General features: G+C 38.8%; 22 protein-coding genes. 9 read left to right on the top strand and 13 right to left on the bottom strand.

Going from position 1 to position 17,790, the window contains the following annotated elements; genetic code table 11:
- Positions 1–3: 3 nt before the first annotated feature.
- The 5 genes from trxA to H7N67_RS03070 form a co-directional block, all read right to left on the bottom strand.
- Positions 4–324: a thioredoxin gene (trxA, locus tag H7N67_RS03090; protein WP_000020199.1), complete on the bottom strand. Its 321-nt coding sequence runs from the start codon at positions 322–324 to the stop codon at positions 4–6.
- A gap of 88 nt (positions 325–412) precedes the next feature.
- Positions 413–757: a YraN family protein gene (locus H7N67_RS03085; protein ID WP_187939014.1), complete on the bottom strand. Its 345-nt coding sequence runs from the start codon at positions 755–757 to the stop codon at positions 413–415.
- Positions 757–2,022 (bottom strand): homoserine dehydrogenase, encoded by a 1,266-nt coding sequence (locus H7N67_RS03080; RefSeq protein ID WP_187939013.1) that lies wholly within the window; start codon positions 2,020–2,022, stop codon positions 757–759. The genes H7N67_RS03085 and H7N67_RS03080 overlap by 1 nt, the downstream gene beginning before the upstream one ends.
- A 10-nt stretch (positions 2,023–2,032) precedes the next feature.
- Complete coding sequence (gene uvrC / locus H7N67_RS03075) at positions 2,033–3,817, bottom strand: excinuclease ABC subunit UvrC (protein WP_187939012.1); 1,785 nt, start codon at positions 3,815–3,817, stop codon at positions 2,033–2,035.
- Complete coding sequence (locus H7N67_RS03070; protein WP_000437180.1) at positions 3,818–4,279, bottom strand: hypothetical protein; 462 nt, start codon at positions 4,277–4,279, stop codon at positions 3,818–3,820.
- Here H7N67_RS03070 and H7N67_RS03065 point away from each other — a divergent pair.
- Positions 4,271–4,450 (top strand): hypothetical protein, encoded by a 180-nt coding sequence (locus tag H7N67_RS03065; protein ID WP_001847249.1) that lies wholly within the window; start codon positions 4,271–4,273, stop codon positions 4,448–4,450. The genes H7N67_RS03070 and H7N67_RS03065 overlap by 9 nt on opposite strands.
- Positions 4,451–4,452: 2 nt before the next feature.
- On the opposite strand, the gene egtV is transcribed toward H7N67_RS03065, so the two are convergent.
- The 7 genes from egtV to H7N67_RS03030 form a co-directional block, all read right to left on the bottom strand.
- Positions 4,453–5,103, bottom strand: a complete 651-nt coding sequence (egtV, locus tag H7N67_RS03060) for an ergothioneine transport ATP-binding protein EgtV (RefSeq protein ID WP_187939011.1) — start codon at positions 5,101–5,103, stop codon at positions 4,453–4,455.
- A 1-nt stretch (position 5,104) separates the two neighbouring features.
- Entirely contained in the window at positions 5,105–6,766 is a 1,662-nt protein-coding gene (egtU, locus tag H7N67_RS03055; protein ID WP_187939010.1) for an ergothioneine transport permease/ergothioneine binding protein EgtU, read from the bottom strand.
- 68 nt (positions 6,767–6,834) lie between these two features.
- Complete coding sequence (locus H7N67_RS03050) at positions 6,835–7,281, bottom strand: hypothetical protein (protein ID WP_001081239.1); 447 nt, start codon at positions 7,279–7,281, stop codon at positions 6,835–6,837.
- Complete coding sequence (motB, locus tag H7N67_RS03045) at positions 7,278–8,051, bottom strand: flagellar motor protein MotB (RefSeq protein WP_060473085.1); 774 nt, start codon at positions 8,049–8,051, stop codon at positions 7,278–7,280. Before motB ends, H7N67_RS03050 begins: the two co-directional genes overlap by 4 nt.
- A gap of 2 nt (positions 8,052–8,053) precedes the next feature.
- Complete coding sequence (motA, locus tag H7N67_RS03040; protein WP_000366185.1) at positions 8,054–8,827, bottom strand: flagellar motor stator protein MotA; 774 nt, start codon at positions 8,825–8,827, stop codon at positions 8,054–8,056.
- A 15-nt stretch (positions 8,828–8,842) separates the two neighbouring features.
- Complete coding sequence (locus tag H7N67_RS03035; RefSeq protein WP_187939009.1) at positions 8,843–9,610, bottom strand: HesA/MoeB/ThiF family protein; 768 nt, start codon at positions 9,608–9,610, stop codon at positions 8,843–8,845.
- Positions 9,611–10,228, bottom strand: coding sequence for an MBL fold metallo-hydrolase (locus H7N67_RS03030; RefSeq protein WP_078285509.1), 618 nt, complete (start codon positions 10,226–10,228; stop codon positions 9,611–9,613).
- Positions 10,229–10,360: 132 nt separating this feature from the next.
- Between H7N67_RS03030 and H7N67_RS03025 the strand changes: the two genes are divergently transcribed.
- The 7 genes from H7N67_RS03025 to H7N67_RS02995 all read left to right on the top strand — a co-directional run bounded on the left by H7N67_RS03025 (position 10,361) and on the right by H7N67_RS02995 (position 16,224).
- Positions 10,361–11,371 carry a class I SAM-dependent methyltransferase gene (locus tag H7N67_RS03025; RefSeq protein ID WP_187939008.1) on the top strand — a complete coding sequence of 337 codons (1,011 nt, stop codon included), beginning with the start codon at positions 10,361–10,363 and terminating at the stop codon, positions 11,369–11,371.
- Between the two features lie 186 nt (positions 11,372–11,557).
- The gene (locus tag H7N67_RS03020; protein ID WP_187939035.1) at positions 11,558–11,818 is read left to right on the top strand and encodes a hypothetical protein; all 261 of its coding nucleotides are present in this window, start codon (positions 11,558–11,560) and stop codon (positions 11,816–11,818) included.
- On the top strand, positions 11,815–12,141 hold the full coding sequence (locus H7N67_RS03015) for a dihydroneopterin aldolase (protein WP_187939007.1): 327 nt from the start codon (positions 11,815–11,817) through the stop codon (positions 12,139–12,141). The genes H7N67_RS03020 and H7N67_RS03015 overlap by 4 nt, the downstream gene beginning before the upstream one ends.
- The gene (gene rsmD, locus H7N67_RS03010) at positions 12,120–12,722 is read left to right on the top strand and encodes a 16S rRNA (guanine(966)-N(2))-methyltransferase RsmD (protein WP_187939006.1); all 603 of its coding nucleotides are present in this window, start codon (positions 12,120–12,122) and stop codon (positions 12,720–12,722) included. Before H7N67_RS03015 ends, rsmD begins: the two co-directional genes overlap by 22 nt.
- A gap of 8 nt (positions 12,723–12,730) precedes the next feature.
- A complete protein-coding gene (fliL, locus tag H7N67_RS03005; protein WP_064433286.1) occupies positions 12,731–13,282 on the top strand; it encodes a flagellar basal body-associated protein FliL in 552 nt (183 codons plus the stop codon).
- 6 nt (positions 13,283–13,288) lie between these two features.
- Entirely contained in the window at positions 13,289–13,645 is a 357-nt protein-coding gene (gene acpS, locus H7N67_RS03000) for a holo-ACP synthase (protein WP_187939005.1), read from the top strand.
- Between the two features lie 200 nt (positions 13,646–13,845).
- A complete protein-coding gene (locus tag H7N67_RS02995; RefSeq protein ID WP_187939004.1) occupies positions 13,846–16,224 on the top strand; it encodes a TonB-dependent receptor family protein in 2,379 nt (792 codons plus the stop codon).
- Positions 16,225–16,234: 10 nt separating this feature from the next.
- Here H7N67_RS02995 and H7N67_RS02990 read toward each other — a convergent pair whose 3' ends face one another.
- Positions 16,235–16,855, bottom strand: coding sequence for a M48 family metallopeptidase (locus tag H7N67_RS02990; protein ID WP_187939003.1), 621 nt, complete (start codon positions 16,853–16,855; stop codon positions 16,235–16,237).
- Positions 16,856–16,936: 81 nt separating this feature from the next.
- On the opposite strand from H7N67_RS02990, the gene H7N67_RS02985 reads away from it, so the two are divergent.
- Positions 16,937–17,788, top strand: a complete 852-nt coding sequence (locus tag H7N67_RS02985) for a glycosyltransferase family 25 protein (protein WP_187939002.1) — start codon at positions 16,937–16,939, stop codon at positions 17,786–17,788.
- Positions 17,789–17,790 lie beyond the last annotated feature (2 nt).

Here is a 17,790-nt window from a genome sequence, read left to right as displayed (position 1 = left end):
CTACTAGCCTAGAAGTTTGTTCAATTGCTCTTTTAAAGCAACTTTAGTTTGCACGCCCACCAACTGATGGACAACTTCGCCATCTTTTGTGAATAAAAGCGTAGGAATGCTTCTAATCCCAAATTTCGCGCTCAACTCTTCTTGCTCATCGGTATTGACTTTACAAATTTTAGCCTTACCTTCATATTCGCTAGCTAATTCATCAATCACAGGGGATAGCATCTTACAAGGACCACACCATGGCGCCCAAAAATCCACTAACGCAACCCCTTTTTTAATGGTGCTTTCAAAATTTTCTTCAGTTAATTCAATATAGTGACTCATTAGTTACTCCTAAATATATGATTTTGATTAACGAGAATTATATTAGCTTAAGAATGTTAATGAAAACGCATGGGTTTTCTATAAAAATCTAAAAAGTGATATTTTCTAAAAGCTCAAATTTACCATTTTTCACAATAATAGCGTCAATGCAAAAATCGCTATTGGGATCTTTTTGAGACAAATAACAGCGGATCGTTTTAATCATCTTTTTTAATTTACTCGGCGTGATCGCATAAATGGGATCAAAATTTTCCCCGCTTTTGACTTCAATGAAATGCAAAACCCCTTTTTTCAAAGCGATAATATCAATTTCGCCAAATTGTGAAAAAAAGTTCCTTTCTATTATTTCAAACCCTAGCGTTTTTAAAAATTCGCAAGCTTCTTCTTCAGCCTTCAAGCCCTTTGCCCTGTGCTTGTTATTCAAAAAGTGCATCAATTTTCCAAACGGATCATTTTAGGGGTATCCAACACGCTTTGTAGATTTTCAAGTTCTTTAAGGGCGTTCAGCATAGACTTTTCGTTGGTGGTGTGCGTGGAAAGTAAGATTTTAGCCTTGTTGGAATGCGGGATTTCTTTTTGCAAGACATTGTTGAGTGAAATATCATTTTTAGCTAAAATCGCGCTGATTTGAGAAAAAACCCCTTTTTCATCGCTCACTAACAAGCGCGCATAATAAGCACATTGGATTTCTTCTTTGGGTTTTAGGGGGAGTTTTTGAGGGGTTTCAAAGCCTAGCATTAAAGAGCTTTTTTTCCTTGCGATTTCTATAATATCGCTAATGACCGCGCTTGCGGTAGGCTCTCCCCCAGCCCCAGCCCCATAATACAAAGTCTCGCCCACCTTATCCCCTATAACGCTGATAGCGTTCATCACCCCATCCACTTTAGAAAGCATGCATTCGTTTTTGATCATGCTTGGATGCACTCTTAATTCAATGCAATCTTGGTGTTTTTTAGCGATGCCTAAAAGTTTAATGCTATAACCAAACTCTTTAGCAAACTCCATGTCGTCTGGCTCTATTTTTTCAATGCCTTCAATCAAAATTTCTTCTAATTTCGCGTCAATGCCATACGCTAAAGACGCTAAAATCAATAATTTGTGTGCCGCATCAATGCCTTTAATGTCAAATTCAGGGTTCAATTCCGCATAGCCTAAATGCTGCGCGTCTTTCAAAGCGTCCTTAAAGCTCGCTTGATTTTTAAACATCTGGCTTAAAATGTAATTGCTGGTGCCGTTTAAAATCCCTTTAAAAGAAAGGATGTGATTAGCGCTCAAGCCGTCTTTTAAAGCCTTGATAATAGGGATACCCCCACACACGCTCGCTTCAAAGCCTATGGGGGTGTTTTTAGCGATTTGTTCTAATTCATAGCGGTGATACGCTAACATGGCTTTATTGGCTGTAACGAAGGCTTTTTGTTTGGCTAAAGTTTTTTTAGCTAAAAGATAAGGCGCTTCCACCCCACCCATAAGCTCCACGACAATATCAATCTCTTCATCTTCTATCAGGCTTTCTAAATCATTACTGATTTCAAAAGGATAGTCTTTGCGCTTTTTCACATCTCGAACCACCGCTTTTTTAATCATGATTTCCACACCGGCTCTGTCTTTAATGATTTCTTGATTTTCTTGTAAGATTTTAGCGACCGCGCTCCCCACACACCCTAAACCCACAAGCCCTATATTCAATCTTTTTTTCATGTTTTTTCCTTTAGATTCGTTTTTTTAAAACGGCGTTTTTTTCCTGCTCGCTCGCTTTTTCTATCGCTTCAAAACTCCCAAAATAATCCAACAATTTTTTCACGCTGGCTTCTCCTATTCCCTTTTCTTTTAAAAGAGCGATTTGTTTCATGTTTTTAAGTTTAGTGGATCTATGGAAGTTTATCGCATACCGGTGGCTTTCATCGCGCAATTTTTGCACCCACTGCAAGCGTTTGTCGCTAGGGAGCAATTTAAAAGTATCGCTAGGCGTATGGATAATGTCTTTAGCGCCCCCTTTAGAGCGATAAGCTTTAGAATCCCTTTTTTCTTTAGAAATAGCGATCACTTCTACAAAACTCCCGCTGCTTTTTAAAATTTCTAAAGCGATGTTTAATTGCGCCCTCCCTCCATCAATCACCCATAAATTAGGCGGCGGCTCTTTGGCAAAGTCTAAAGCCCTTCTAGTGAGCAATTCGCTCATTTGAGTGTATTCGTTAGAGCCTTTTAAATGGTAGCGCCGATAAGAATCTTTTTGAAATGCGTTGTTTTCATACACGACCATTCCCCCCACGCATTGGCTGTTGGCATGGTGGCTTACATCAAAGATTTCCACCCTATAAGGCATGCACTCTAATTTAAAGAGCGATCGCGCTTCTTCTAAAATCAGATCCTCATTAGAGGTTTTTTCTTGGCTAAAAATCTCTTGAGCGTTTTTCATAGCGATTTCTATTAAAGCGAGCTTATCGCCCTTTTTAGGAATGCTAAGAGCGATTTTTTTAGAATATTGATGAGAGATAAATTCTTGCAATTCTTTAAGCAATTCATTAGAGCAAGCGTTTAATAGAATTTGTTCAGGCATCAAAGGCAAATGCGATTGGTAATGATTGATAATGGCTTGTTTCATCGCTTCATCGGTGTCAAACCCATTGAGGGAGTGGATTTTTTCAAACGCTGAAGAAATGATTTTACCCCCGCGCATAAACATTTTCACCAACACCGCCTTATTGCTTGCGCCATAAAAAGCGAAAATATCCAAATCATAGAGTTTGGCTAAATCCATGCAAGTGAAAGGGGCGATTTTTTGGATTTTTGCAATCCTATCCCTGTAAATTAGGGCTTCTTCAAAACGCAAGTTATTGGAAAGGCGCTCCATTTTCAATTCAAGCTCTTTGATGAGCCTGTCTTTATTTTCAATCATTTCTAAACATTCTTTAGCGATTTTTAAATACTCTTCTTTAGTGATTTTATCCTCGCATGGGGCTTTACAACGCTCTATTTGATAAAACATGCATGCCTTTTTATCCTTGATGCAATTTTTCTTTTGAACCAACGGGAGCAACTCATACAAGCTGTCCAAAATATCCTTAGACCCACTCGTAAAAGGGCCAAAATATTTAACGCCAGGCTGTTTTAAAATTTTTCGTGTGATTAAAGGGATAGGGAAATCAGTGGAAAAATCCATGTAAATATAAGGGTAAGTTTTATCATCTCTTAAAAGAATGTTGTATTTGGGCTTGAGCTGCTTGATTAAAGAATTTTCTAAAATCAAAGCGTCTTGCTCGTTTTCCACTAAAATGGTTTCTAAAAAAGCGATTTGTTTGACCATCATTTGGATGCGTAAGCTTGCACGAGGATTGGGCGTGATTTCATTGTTACGGATGGAAAAATAGCTTTTGATGCGCTTTTTTAAGTTTTTTGCTTTACCGATATAGAGTAATTGGCGGTTTTTATCAAAATATTGATACACGCCACTGCTATTAGGAAGGTTTTTCAAACTGGACAATAAATCAGCCATTCATTTCTCAAAAAAACTTCGTTGGTAGTGGATCAAAGCGCGTGCTTTTTCAAAACATTCATGCAAACGAGCGTCTTTAATGGGGTTATGGAACAACCCTAAAGCGCTAGGGCGAAAAAAACGGGCTTGTTTTTTAATGGGGGCATAAAAATTGGCTTTTTTTAGCGCGTCTTTAGGCACATAACCTAAAATTTCTAACCCATTCAACCCGTCAAACCCATAAGCATGCCCTTGCGTGTTCAAAAAATGGCTGATTTCTTTAGCGAATCGCTGGTTAAATTCTTTAGAAGCCCAAAGATCTTTAAACGCAAAAAGCAATTTAGAGTCTTTTATGAAGATAAAAAGCAAATTTTCTTGTAAACTTAAAGGCATAAAAACCTTAAGCTTTTTGAGTTTCAAAAGAGTTTCAAGCTTTTTATAAGACTTTTTTTGAATGAGTAAGGAGAAAATATTTTGTTCCATAAACTGATCTTAACATGCTTTTTAACGCTTGTGGCAATAACGATTCAAGCTTGCGGCTATAAAGCCCCCCCATTCAATGAAAAACCCGCCAAAAAAACTTCAAACAGCTCTAATTCTTCTATGCAAACGCCCACCAACAGCACCACGCCAGAATTTTTAAACGAGCCTTAAAATCATTGCTCTTGTTTAAGGGCTTTGATTTCTAGGGTTTTTGTGGCTAACTTTTGCGCCTCTTCCTCATCATGCGTTACCATAATGAAAGTAGCGCAAGAATTTTGGTGTATCTCTTTGATGAGATCCTGTAAATTCTTACGATTTAAACTATCTAAAGCGCTAAAAGGCTCGTCTAATAAAATGAGTTCTGGCTTGTGGATAATCCCCCTAATAATGCCCACCCTTTGGGCTTGCCCCCCACTCAATTCATTAGGGAATTTATCCATAAGGCTCTCATCTAACCCCATTTTTAACGCTAAGGCTTTGGCCTCTTTTTGAGCGGCTTGTTTGTTTATGCCTTGCAGATTAAGGCAAAAAGTCATGTTTTGTAAGGCGTTTAAATGGGGGAATAAGGAATTGCCTTGAGCGATATAGCCTATTTTTTGGCGTAAAAAAGCGTTGTTTGAAAGGGTCTCATTAAAGATTTTAACGCTCCCCAGACTGGGTTTTAAAAGCCCTAAAATCAAGCCTAAAAGCGTGCTTTTCCCGCTCCCGCTCTCCCCTAAAACGCATAAAAAATCCCCTTCTTGAATGCTTAAATTAAAATCCTTAAAAACAGCACGATTGTGGTAGTTAAAAGACACATTCTCTATTGTAACGATTTCTTTCATGTTATAACCCTAATCTTTCTAAAAACTCTTTAGCGGCTATTTGGGGGCTTTTTTTCAACGCTTCCACCTGATAGTTTAAATCCTGCATCGTCTCATCGTTAATTTTTGAATCCAATTTTTCTAAGATTTCTAACGCTTCAGGATACTTTTTTACTATTTCTTTTCTCATAACAATACCGGCCTGATAATTGGGGAAAAACCCTTTATCGTCCTTAAGCACCTTTAAATCCAATTCTTTGATTTGAGCGTCTGTGGTGAAGACATCTAAAGCGTTGATTTTATGGGATTCAAAACTTTTATAACGCAAATTAATATCCATTTCATGCAAACTTCTAAAATGAAAGGGATAAGCTTTCACTAAGCCCTTAAAAGCGTCCTCTCTTTCAAAAAAGTCAAACTCCGCTCCAAAATCAAAATTTGGGCTATAAAGGGCTAAATCGCTGAAAGTTTCAATCGCGTATTTTTGAGCGTCTCCTTTAGAAATCGCTAAAGAATAGGTGTTGTTAAAGCCCAAAAGCCCCACCCACAAAAGATTAAATTCCTTCTCATAACGCTTTTTAATCGCTTCAAAATCCACTTTTTGAGTCAAAGGGTTTTTGAGCGTGTTCACCCAAGCGGTGCCGGTATATTCCACATACAAATCAAAATCGCCCCTAAGTAATGCCGGATGGATATTCATCGTCCCCCCACCAATGCCAAACGCCCGCTTGATAGGGATATGGTGTTTTTCTAACAAAAGGCTTAAAATCTCGCCCAAAATATACTGCTCGCTGCTAGGTTTTGTAGCCACGACTAAGGGCTTTTCTTCTATGGCGTTTCTAGGAATGAGCCATAAAGTGCTCGCTAGCAATAAAAAAAGAAACACCGCTAAATTAGTATAAACTCTTCTTTTTTGTTTTTGGGTGGCGTTTTGAGAAAATAGGCGTTGCAAGGCGTTTTCATGCTGAAAGACGCTCACAAATTTATCCGCTAAAACGCTAAAAAGAGCAATGATCAAACTACCCGCCACTAAAAGCGTGGTATTTTGTGTGTTTAGCCCTCTAAAAATCGCCTGCCCTAAGCCTCCAGCCCCAATGAGCGCCCCGATCCCAGCCATCGCCACTAACATCACCACCGCAATCCTTAAACCCGCTAAAATTTGGGGGATAGCGAGCAAGAAGTGCACCCTAAAAAACAACTCTTTGGGGTTACACCCTAGCCCAATAGCGGCCTTAATGACTTCTTCTCGCACCTCTTTTAAAGCGTTATAAGTGCTATGGACAATGGGCAATAAGCCGTATAAGACCAACACTAAAAGCGCGTTTTTTAACCCCACCCCAATCACAGGAATGAATAACGCGAATAACGCTAGCGATGGGATGGTGTAGAGGAAATTCACCACAGGGAGCAAGAACGCTCTGGCCTTTGAATTATAAAACACCAAAACCCCAATCAAAACCCCAAACACCAACACGAGAAAACCAGAAAGCGCAACGATGATAAAATGCTGTGCGAGTAAGTCTATAAAGTAAATGAAGCGATCATGAAATTCTTTTATCAAATATTTTACCACGCCTATTTTTAACATCATAGCAACTAAATGCTGCGTAGCCACATCTATAGAATGGAGCAACCATTCATACAATTCTTTGATCAATTGTTTAAAAACGCCCATGCTTGGCATTATAACCAAACTTATTTGAATAAAGGGGTTTTAAAACGCTAAAGGCATTCTTTAATGTTGGTTGTAGGTTAAAACTGAAAGGTGCGTTTGCCTAAATTGGTGCTCACTTCTATCCATAGCGGCTGGTTTTCGCATAAAATTTCATAGGCTACGCTTTGATTCCTCACTAAAGAAACGCTTTTAGGCGTGGGGTAGAGCGAGCAAGAACGCCCTTGATTGATGTCAATTTTTAAAATAACCACGCTCTCCACCACAGCGCTCACCTTCAAATAATACGACTCCCTAGCCCCTTGCCATTCTAAATAGGGCGTTTCTTGGGGGACAATCTCTAAAGCCACTAAAGGGCTTTGAGCCAGTTTTAAACGCGTTTTTTGCTCCTGCTCTTTTAATTCTTGTTCTCTGTTGATCCCTTTATCAATCAAATCAAAGAGGTTTGAAGAAGCGTCCTTTTCTCTAGCGATAAGGCTCGCTAACAACAAAAAGATTAAAAGATAATTTTTATTCATGCGATTCATTCTTGCTGTTTGTGGGGATTGAATTCTTCATCTAAAATAGAATGGATTTTACTCAAATCGTTCGCATCGGTTGAAAAAAAGATTTCCACACGATTGTTTTTCATTCTGTTTTCTAGGGAATCATTAGGCGCGATAGGGTTGGTAGAGCCGTAAGAAGAAAAAGACAATTGGTTAGGATCCACGCCGTATTGTATAAGGACTTTCATCACCCTATAAGCGCGATTGGCGGCTAATTCATAGTGGCTTTTAAAACGGGTTTTAGTTAAAGGCGTATTATCTGTAAAACCTCTCACATTGATATGCACCCTTTTAGGGAGTTTTTGAATGATTTTAGCGATCCGTTCAAGATAAAGCATCATGTCTTGATTGATGGCGTCTGAAGTGGCGTTTTCAAACAACAAACTAGAGGGGAGCTTTAAGATAGAGCCTTGATCAATTTGCTCTAAAACACTGCCTTCGCCTTTGCGAGCGATAGTGGCTTTTGTTTCGGTATTTTGCGAAGCCGGTTTGGAGCTTTCGCTCGCCATTTGCTCTTCTTCTTTCCCTGAATCAGGGGGGATCACTACAACCGGCTGCATCGCCTCTGGCTTAGGAGCGTAATTAAAAATCTTAATAAATTCGGTTTTTAAGGCTTCCACTTTGGATTTATTGACCGCTGAAATGGCATAAAGAGCGATAAAAAGCGCGAGCAACAACGACAAAAAGTCCGCATAAGGAACCGCCCATTTTTCGCCGGCGGGGCATTCGGTGGGTTTGTTTTTCTTAGCCATCTTTAGCCCTCAAATTGAGATTTTTTAGGCTCACCGGGAGCGATGTAGTTTAAGAGTTTGTTTTCTAAATCCCTTGGATTTTCCCCATTAGCGATGCCTAAAATCCCCTCTAAAAGAACGGTTTTTTCTTTGATAATGTCTTTAGATTTAGCTTTGAGCTTATGCCCAAAAGGGCCAAAAATCGCATAAGAACACATAATCCCTGTAACAGTAGCCGTAAATGCCCCAGCGATCCCTGCTGCCATTTCAGCCGGGTTGTCTAGTTTTTGCAAGGCCAACATAAGCCCCATAACCGCCCCCACTAACCCCATAGTAGGAGCGGTCTCACCGGCCGTCTCCCAATAATGAGCGGCGCCGTGGTAATACTCTTCCATTTCTTCAATGCTGATTTCTAAGCTTTCCTTAACGGATTTTAAATCCTTGCCATCTATGATCATAGACAAACCATTACGGGTGAAATCGTCTTCAATTTGCGCCACTCGCCCCTCCAAACTCAACACCCCATCTTTTCTAGCCAGAGTGGCTAATTCCACTAAATTTTTAATGGTTTCGTTTAAATTGATTTTAGGGTTTAAAAAAACAATTTTTATCTCTTTGTAAGCGGCTTTCACGTAACGAGCATGCGTGCCTGTCATGGCGGCAAAAAGCGAAGTAGGCACGATGATGATGACTGAACTCAAATGGATAATGTGCAACGGGTTGCCATCTTCTAAAATATCGCCTAGCGAAATAGAAGCGACCGCCAATACCAAGCCTAGTATGGTTGATAAATCCAAAACTTACCCCTTAATCTAAATTTCATAATCTTGTAAATGCGTGATTTTATGCGTGCCACAAACCCTGCATTCAGGGTTTTTGGGTGCTTGAATTTTTTTAAAATCCATCGTTTTAATATCGGCTATAAGTAAAGTATTTATAAGTAAAGTTTCAAACCCTAAAAAATATTTAAGGCATTCGCTCGCTTGGATACACCCTAAAACCCCAGGTAAGACCCCAAAAAGCCCTGAAAGTGGATTCAATCCCTTTTTAGGGGGCTTATCAAAAACACACGCTAAGCATGCGCTATTAGGTAAAACGCTCATGCTTTGCCCCCTGTATTTTAAAACCCCGGCATGCGAATAGGGTTTTTGGGCTAACACGCAAGCGTCATTGATCAAAAATTTAGCGTTAAAATTGTCTGTAGCGTCTATGATAAAATCGTAAGGTTCTATGAGAGAAAGAGCGTTATGAGCCTCAAAGCGTTCTTCAAAAGCCTCTATTTCAATACCGGCATTGAGTCGTTTTAAGCGCGCTTTAGCGCTAGAGGCTTTAGGTTGGTTTAAAAAATCCTGTGAATGGATGATTTGGCGTTGCAAATTACTCATATCCACCACATCAAAATCCACAATACCGATTTTTCCTATTCCAGCGGCACACAAATACATCAAAACCGCCGATCCAAGCCCACCGGCTCCAATGACTAAAACGCTAGATTTTAAAAGCTTCAATTGGCCTTCTTCGCCCACATCTTCTAGCATGATATGGCGCAAATAACGCTCTTTGTCTAGCCGGCTTAACAATTAAGCCATCCTTGAAACCCAAATTTTAGAATGCTCTCTTTCAGCAAAAAAACTTGTCTTATCCCCATGCCCTGGATAAATCTCTATGTCTTTAGAAAAATCTAAATTTTGAAACCTTAATAGGGACTCTTTCATGTCTTTTTCATTAGAATAAGGGAAATCATAACGGCCAATGCTACGATAAAAAATAAAATCCCCGCTAAAAATCACCCCTTCTATTTCTATGATAGAGCAGCCGGGCGTGTGCCCGGGAAAATGCCAGTACTTAATGGTGGTGTTTTCTATCTCTAAAGTGGTGCAACCCTTATTGCAAGGCACGCTGAAATTGGGGCTAAAAACCGGCATGCCTAAATGGAAAATATCATTTTCTAGCATGAACACATCGTCTTTGGGGGCGTAAATGGGGGTGTTTTTAAGGAGTTTTGACAATTGAGCGCTATCCCATACATGATCATAATGCCCATGCGTGATTAAAATCGCCTTAGGGTTTTTAGCGTTTTCTAACACCCATTCGCTGCTAGAAAATCCGGGATCAATAATAAAATCTATCCCACTAGAAAGCTTCACAATATAAGCGTTTTCTTCCACCGCCCCGCATTCTCGCCTTAAAATTTCCAAACTCTAAACTCCCTTCAAACTTAGCTTAAAAAGTCATTATTATTGAATATCATAGCGCAAAAATAAGGCGATTTTGACTAGAATAGCGCTTCTATTGTTGTTGGTTGAGATGAGTTTAATGAAAGGAAAATCATGCGTTCGTTTGGGAATTACATGCAAGAGTGGCTTTATGGAGAAAAGGGGTATTACAAAAAGGCGCTAATCGGTCAAAAAGGGGATTTTTACACTTCGGTGTCTTTGAGTAAGTTTTTTGGGGGCGCTGTTGCGTTTTATATCGTCAAGCTTTTAGAAGAAGAAAAATTATTTTTGCCTTTAAAAATTGTAGAAATTGGCGCCCATCATGGGCATTTTTTGAGCGATATAGCGAATTTTTTAAACGCTTTGAGCGTGGGCGTAATGGAAAAATGCGAGTTTGTCAGCTGCGAGCCTTTAAAGGAATTGCAAAAACTCCAACGAATTATTTTTAAACAAGCCACGCAATTGGATTTGAGTAGTTGCAGTTTAGAAGAGCTTGATTTTAAAGAAAAAAAAAGTGCGTTTGTTGTCTCTAATGAATTGTTTGACGCATTCGCTTGCGAGATCATTAAAGATAACAAAATGCTTTTTATTAACCATGATCATAAGGGTGTTTGGGGCGCTATTGATGAATCCACTAAAGAACTTCTTAAAAATTTGGATTTAAAACAAGGGTGTGCACCGTTATTTTTAGAGGCTTTCATTAAGGATTTGTTAGAGAAATTGGATGAGGCTTCTTCTTGGGTGTTTTTGAGCTTTGATTATGGCGATGAAATAGAGAGGAAAGACATGCATTTAAGGGCTTTTAAAAACCACCAAGCGCTGGATTTTAAGGATATTTTAAACAATCTGGCTTTTTTGTATCAAAAGAGCGATTTGACCTATGATGTCAATTTTTCTCTGGTGCGCTTTTTATTTGAAAAACACCATGCGCAATTTTCATTCTTCAAATCGCAGGCTAACGCTTTATTGGATATGGGGCTTATGGAATTATTAGAAACATTTTCAAAGAGCGTGGGTTATGAAAGGTATTTAAAAGAAGCGGCTAAAATCAAGCCCCTAATTAGCCCTGGGGGCTTGGGGGAGCGTTTCAAAGCGTTAGAGTTTGTGAAAAAAAATAATTTGTGAAAAAAAATAAAATGTAAAGCATTTTTACAATCTAAATAATAAAGAGTTTGCGTATTTTTAAAGGGGGGATTGGTGTCTTGGATTTTATAATATTAAACACTACGCTTTCAAGGTTAGTTTGTGTGAAAAGTTGAGAGAGGCTAGCTTGCTTTCTCAATTTTAAGGTAAGAGCGTCAGGACATTTTAATGAAAAAGTTTATTAAAATGCTAAGTTATAGTAAAGAAGGAAGGAATATAAAACGCCTTTTGCTCTTACCTTCACCGAGCATTATACCAAAAAAAAAAAAAAACGATGTTATTTGGACTTTATTTTTAACATTCTTTTTTTCTTTTTCACAAAATAAAACACTTTTTGATCGTATTTATTTAGTATTGGCGCTTAAAAGAAAGAATTGCTATAATTTGAAACAATTTAAATCTATTGATGGGATAAAAGGGGTTTTTTGAAAATTTTTCTTTCTTGCAAGTCTTTGTTGATTCAAAGGAGTTTGGAATTTTATTTGAGCGATTGTCTTTCTCCTATGGAAGTTTGCGATCTTGTTTTAAGCGATGATGGAAAGCTAGAAACCAATAAGCCCCTATGCTTTATAGAAGAGCGCTTAAGAAAGCCTTTCACTAAACAGAGCGTGAAAGAAGATGTAAAAAATTTTTATTGCACTTTAAAGACGAGCGAAAAACCTTGCGAAGAAATGAAAATTTCTAAAGAGCAAAAGATTAAGCAATTACTAGAAGAATACACCCACAAATTATGCCAAATCATCAGCCAGTAAAAAAATTTAAGATTATTGGGGGGGCTTGTAAGGGATTGGGCTTGAATTTGCCCAAAATTTCTAGCACGCGCCCCACAAAAGCGATCGTAAGAGAGTCGTTTTTTAACACCTTGCAAGCAGAAATTAGGGGGGTGCATTTTATAGAAGTGTTTTCAGGCAGCGCTTCTATGGGTTTAGAGGCTTTGAGTAGGGGGGCTAAAAGCGCGGTGTTTTTTGAGCAAAACAAAAGTGCTTATGCCACGCTTTTAGAAAATATTTCCCTTTTTAAAAACCGCCTGAAAAAGGAAATTGAAATTCAAACCTTTTTAGATGACGCTTTCAAACTTTTGCCCACGCTGGGTTTAAAAAATGGCGTTTTGAATATCCTTTATTTGGATCCTCCTTTTGAAACGAGCGGATTTTTAGGGATTTATGAAAAGTGTTTTCACGCTTTAGAAAGGTTATTAAAACGCTTTAATCCAAAAAATCTTTTAGTGGTTTTTGAGCATGAAAGCCTGCATGAAATGCCTAAAAGTCTTGCAACTTTAGCTATAATCAAACAGAAAAAATTTGGGAAAACCACTTTAACTTATTTTCAATAGGAATAGGCATGGCAGAAGAACAAGAAAATACCGCGCAACAACCTCCCAAAAAAAGCAAAGCCCTTTTATTTGTCATTATTGGAAGCGTGTTAGTGATGCTTTTATTGGTAGGGGTGATTATCATGCTGCTTATGGGGAATAAGGAAGAATCTAAAGAAAACGCTTCTAAAAACACCCAAGAAATTCAAGCTAATCCTATGGCGAACAAAAATCAAGAGGCCAAAGAAGGCTCTAATATCCAGCAATATTTGGTGCTTGGGCCTTTGTATGCGATTGATGCACCTTTTGCGGTGAATCTGGTTTCTCAAAATGGCAGACGCTACCTTAAGGCTTCTATTTCGTTAGAATTGAGTAATGAAAAGCTTTTAAATGAAGTCAAGGTTAAGGACACAGCGATTAAAGACACGATTATAGAAATTCTGTCGTCTAAAAGCGTGGAAGAAGTGGTTACTAATAAAGGCAAAAACAAGCTTAAAGATGAAATTAAGAGCCATTTGAATTCGTTTTTGATTGATGGCTTTATTAAAAATGTCTTTTTCACTGATTTTATCATCCAATAATTTTAAATGATTGGCATAGATATTATCTCTATTGCTAGGATAGAAAAGTGTGTAAAACGCTTTAAAATGAAGTTTTTAGAGCGTTTTTTATCGCCAAGTGAGATTGTTTTATGCAAGGATAAATCCAGCAGTATCGCCGGGTTTTTCGCGCTTAAAGAGGCTTGCTCTAAAGCCCTTCAAGTGGGCATTGGTAAGGAATTGAGCTTTTTGGATATAAAAATCTCTAAAAGCCCTAAAAACGCCCCCTTAATCACCCTTTCCAAAGAAAAAATGGATTATTTCAATATCCAAAGCTTGAGCGCAAGCATCAGCCATGACGCTGGTTTTGCGATAGCGGTTGTGATGGTTTCTTCGTCAAATTGATAAATAACGCGCTCTAAAACTCCCATAACATTCTGTTTTAAAAAGCGCTTAGTAGCTGTCTAAAAACACAAAAAACCTTTTTCAAATCGTTTTGATAACAAATTGTAAATCAATAAAATCAAACTTCAAAATTTAAGTTAATTATAATAATTATTTTTATAGTATACATCGGTTTGAATTAAATGAGAAAGGTTATCATAATGAATGGTTATTTGAGGGTAAAAACCCCGTATTTTTTAGCGTTGGGTGCTTTGACTTTTTGGACTTTTAATTCTTTTATGAGCGCGAAAGATAAGCACCATTTTTTAAAAAAAGTTACAACCACCGAGCAAAAATTCAGTTCTAGCGCGCCGCTTTCATGGCAAAGCGAAGAGGTGCGCAATTCCACAAGCTCTCGCACGGTGATTTCCAACAAGGAACTCAAAAAAACGGGGAATTTGAATATTGAAAACGCCTTGCAAAACGTGCCTGGGATTCAAATCAGAGACGCTACAGGCACAGGCGTGCTGCCTAAAATTTCGGTGCGCGGTTTTGGTGGGGGCGGTAACGGGCATAGCAATACGGGCATGATTTTAGTCAATGGTATCCCCATTTATGGCGCGCCGTATTCCAATATTGAATTGGCGATTTTCCCTGTAACTTTCCAGTCAGTGGATAGGATTGATGTGATTAAGGGGGGAACGAGCGTCCAATACGGCCCTAACACTTTTGGAGGCGTGGTGAATGTTATCACTAAAGAAATCCCAAAAGAATGGGAAAATCAAGCGGCTGAAAGGATCACTTTTTGGGGGCGATCCTCTAATGGGAATTTTGTCGATCCCAAAGAAAAAGGCAAGCCTTTAGCCCAAACTTTAGGAAACCAAATGCTGTTTAACACTTACGGGCGAACGGCCGGGATGCTAGGCAAACATATAGGCATTAGCGCGCAAGCCAACTGGATCAACGGGCAAGGTTTTAGGCAAAATAGCCCCACAAAGGTGCAAAACTACTTGCTTGATGCGATTTATAAGATTAATGCGACCAATACTTTTAAAGCCTATTACCAGTATTATCAATACAACTCTTACCATCCAGGCACTTTGAGCGCGCAAGATTACGCCTATAACCGCTTTATTAATGAACGCCCTGACAATCAAGATGGAGGGAGAGCCAAGCGCTTTGGGATCGTGTATCAAAACTACTTTGGCGATCCGGATAGGAAAGTGGGGGGCGATTTTAAATTCACTTATTTCACGCATGACATGAGTAGGGATTTTGGCTTTTCTAACCAATACCAAAGCGTGTATATGAGCAGTCAAAATAAGATTTTACCTTTTAAGGGAAAGGGGGAGATTAGCGCGACTAACCCTAATTGCGGTTTGTATTCTTATAGCGATACGAACAGCCCTTGTTGGCAATTTTTTGATCAGATCCGCCGCTTCGTGGTGAATGCCTTTGAGCCAAAACTCAATCTCGTAATCAATACCGGTAAAGTCAAACAAACTTTTAACATGGGAATGCGGTTTTTAACCGAAGATTTATACCGCCGATCCACCACCAGGAAAAACCCTAGTGTGCCTAATAATGGCAGTGGGTTTGATGCAGGAACTTCACTCAATAATTTCAACAATTATACCGCTGTGTATGCCAGCGATGAAATCAATTTCAATGACGGCATGCTAACGATCACGCCGGGCTTGAGATACACTTTTTTAAATTATGAAAAAAAAGACGCTCCCCCTTTTAAAGCAGGCCAAACAGGAAAAACCACAAAAGAGCGTTATAACCAATGGAATCCGGCGCTGAATGTCGGCTATAAACCCATTAAAGAATTGTTGTTTTATTTCAACTATCAAAGAAGCTATATCCCGCCCCAATTCAGCAATATCGGTAGTTTTGTAGGCACAAGCACGGATTATTTTCAAATCTTTAATGTCATGGAGGGCGGCTCAAGATATTATTTCAACAACCAAGTGAGTTTTAACGCGAATTATTTTGTGATTTTTGCGAATCACTATTTTACTGGGCGCTATGGGGATAATAAAGAACCAGTCAATGCGAGATCGCAAGGCGTGGAGCTAGAGTTGTATTACACGCCGATTAGGGGGCTTAATTTCCATGCGGCTTACACTTTCATAGATGCCAATATCACAAGCCACACGATGGTTACTAACCCTGCTGATCCTAAAGGGCCTAAAAAAGATATTTTTGGCAAAAAGCTCCCTTTTGTCAGCCCGCACCAATTCATTTTAGACGCGAGTTACACTTACGCTAAAACCACGATTGGGTTGAGTTCTTTCTTTTATAGCCGTGCTTATAGCGATGTGTTAAACACCGTGCCTTTTACTCAATACGCGCCCACGATTAAAAATGGGGCCATTACCACAAGAACAGCGGGCATGACGCCGTGGTATTGGGTGTGGAATTTGCAAATTTCTAGCGTTTTATGGGAACGCAAAAATCAAAGCGTTAATGCGAGCTTGCAAATCAATAACATTTTTAACATGAAATATTGGTTTAGCGGGATAGGCACTAGCCCTAACGGCAAAGAAGCCACACCTCCTAGAAGCATCACAGCGTATGTGAGCTATCATTTTTAAGGCTTAACGTTTATGGCTGTAATGGCTTGAGCAGTTGGGTATAAAAAACAACCCTTTGCTTTAAACGCTCCCTTAGAGCACGGTAATTATGGCAAAAGGTTTTTACGCAACGCCAGAAATTTTTGGAATGGTTTTTGTGGATCGTGTGGGCGAGCTCATGGATGATGACATAATCAATCGCTTCTTTTTGGGCGCAAACCAATAAAAGAGCGAAACTCAAGCGGTTATGATAAGAGCAGCTCCCTAAAACTTTGGCGTTGTTCCTAACACTAAAACCGGTATAGGAAGTTTGCATTTTTTGAGCGATTAAGGGGAGTTTTTGCTCCAAATAAGTTTTTAAGATTTTTTTAAGTTCTGTTAGGGTGTAATCGTTGGCGTTTTTCACCTCATCAAACACAAGGATTTTGTTTTTATATTTTTCTAGGTTAGCGCGCAAGAGCGAGTGTTTTTCTTGCATGGCTGAAAGGGTTTTTTTTAGCCAAGCTTCTTGTTCTTTTAAAAAAGCGTTCGCCCTAGCTTGAGGGCAAGAATCAGGCATTTTTAGAATCACTTCTAAAGAAGGCGTGATATTCAAGCTCAGGGTTTTGATTTTTTTACTTTTTTGAATGGTAATAGGAATATCATCTAACATGATGCGTATTTTACTAAAATTTGCGCTAGAATGTAAGTCTGTTTAATATTGATTTTATTTGTATTAAGAATTAAGGCTAACATGCGTGTTTTTATTATTCATTTAAGCCCAAAAACCTGTCAAAATTTTTCTTTAAAAGAAACTCATATAACCCCTCTTTTAGAGAGCCTTAAACTTCAAGGGATCTCTTATGAAATTTTTGATGCGATCTATTCTAAAATCTCTCCCACTCAATTACACCCCTTGATTTTAGAGCATTTGCACCCTTCTTTTATGGTTGAATATTTATTGGCTTTTTGTAAAGATAAAAAACACCCCCCTTGTGCGTTCAAAAATTTCTTTTACGCGCTCAAGCATTGCGGGAAGAGGATGGGGTTTGGGGAGCTTGGGTGCTATGCGAGCCATTATTCATTGTGGCAAAAATGCATAGAACTCAATGAAGCGATCTGTATTTTAGAAGATGATATTATTATAAAAGAGCGTTTTAAAGAGAGCTTGGAGTTTTGTTGCCAACACATCAACGAATTAGGCTATATCCGCTTGATGCATTTAGAAGAAAATGTGGCTAAACAAAAGACTCCCGTTAAAGGGGTTTCTCAAATCTTAAATTTTAAAGATGGCATTGGCACTCAAGGGTATGTTTTAGCCCCCAAAGCCGCGCAAAAATTATTGAAATACAGCGCGAAAGAATGGGTGATGCCTATAGATTGCGTGATGGATAGGCATTATTGGCATGGGGTTAAAAACTATGTGTTAGAAGAATTTGCGATCGCTTGCGATGAGATGAACGCTCAAAACTCCAACACAGAAAAACAAAGGCCTAAAAAATTACCTTTAAGCATCAGGATTGGCCGTTTTTTGCATAAAAGCGCGGTTAAAATCTTGGATAAAGTTTTTAGGTATAGCCCAAAACCAACCATTAGAAAAAACTAATC

The sequence above is a fragment of the Helicobacter pylori genome, assembly GCF_014498195.1.
Classification (GTDB): Bacteria; Campylobacterota; Campylobacteria; order Campylobacterales; family Helicobacteraceae; genus Helicobacter; species Helicobacter pylori_DO.
The sequence above is the reverse complement of the archived record's forward strand: the minus strand, read 5'-3'. Positions and strand labels throughout refer to the sequence as shown.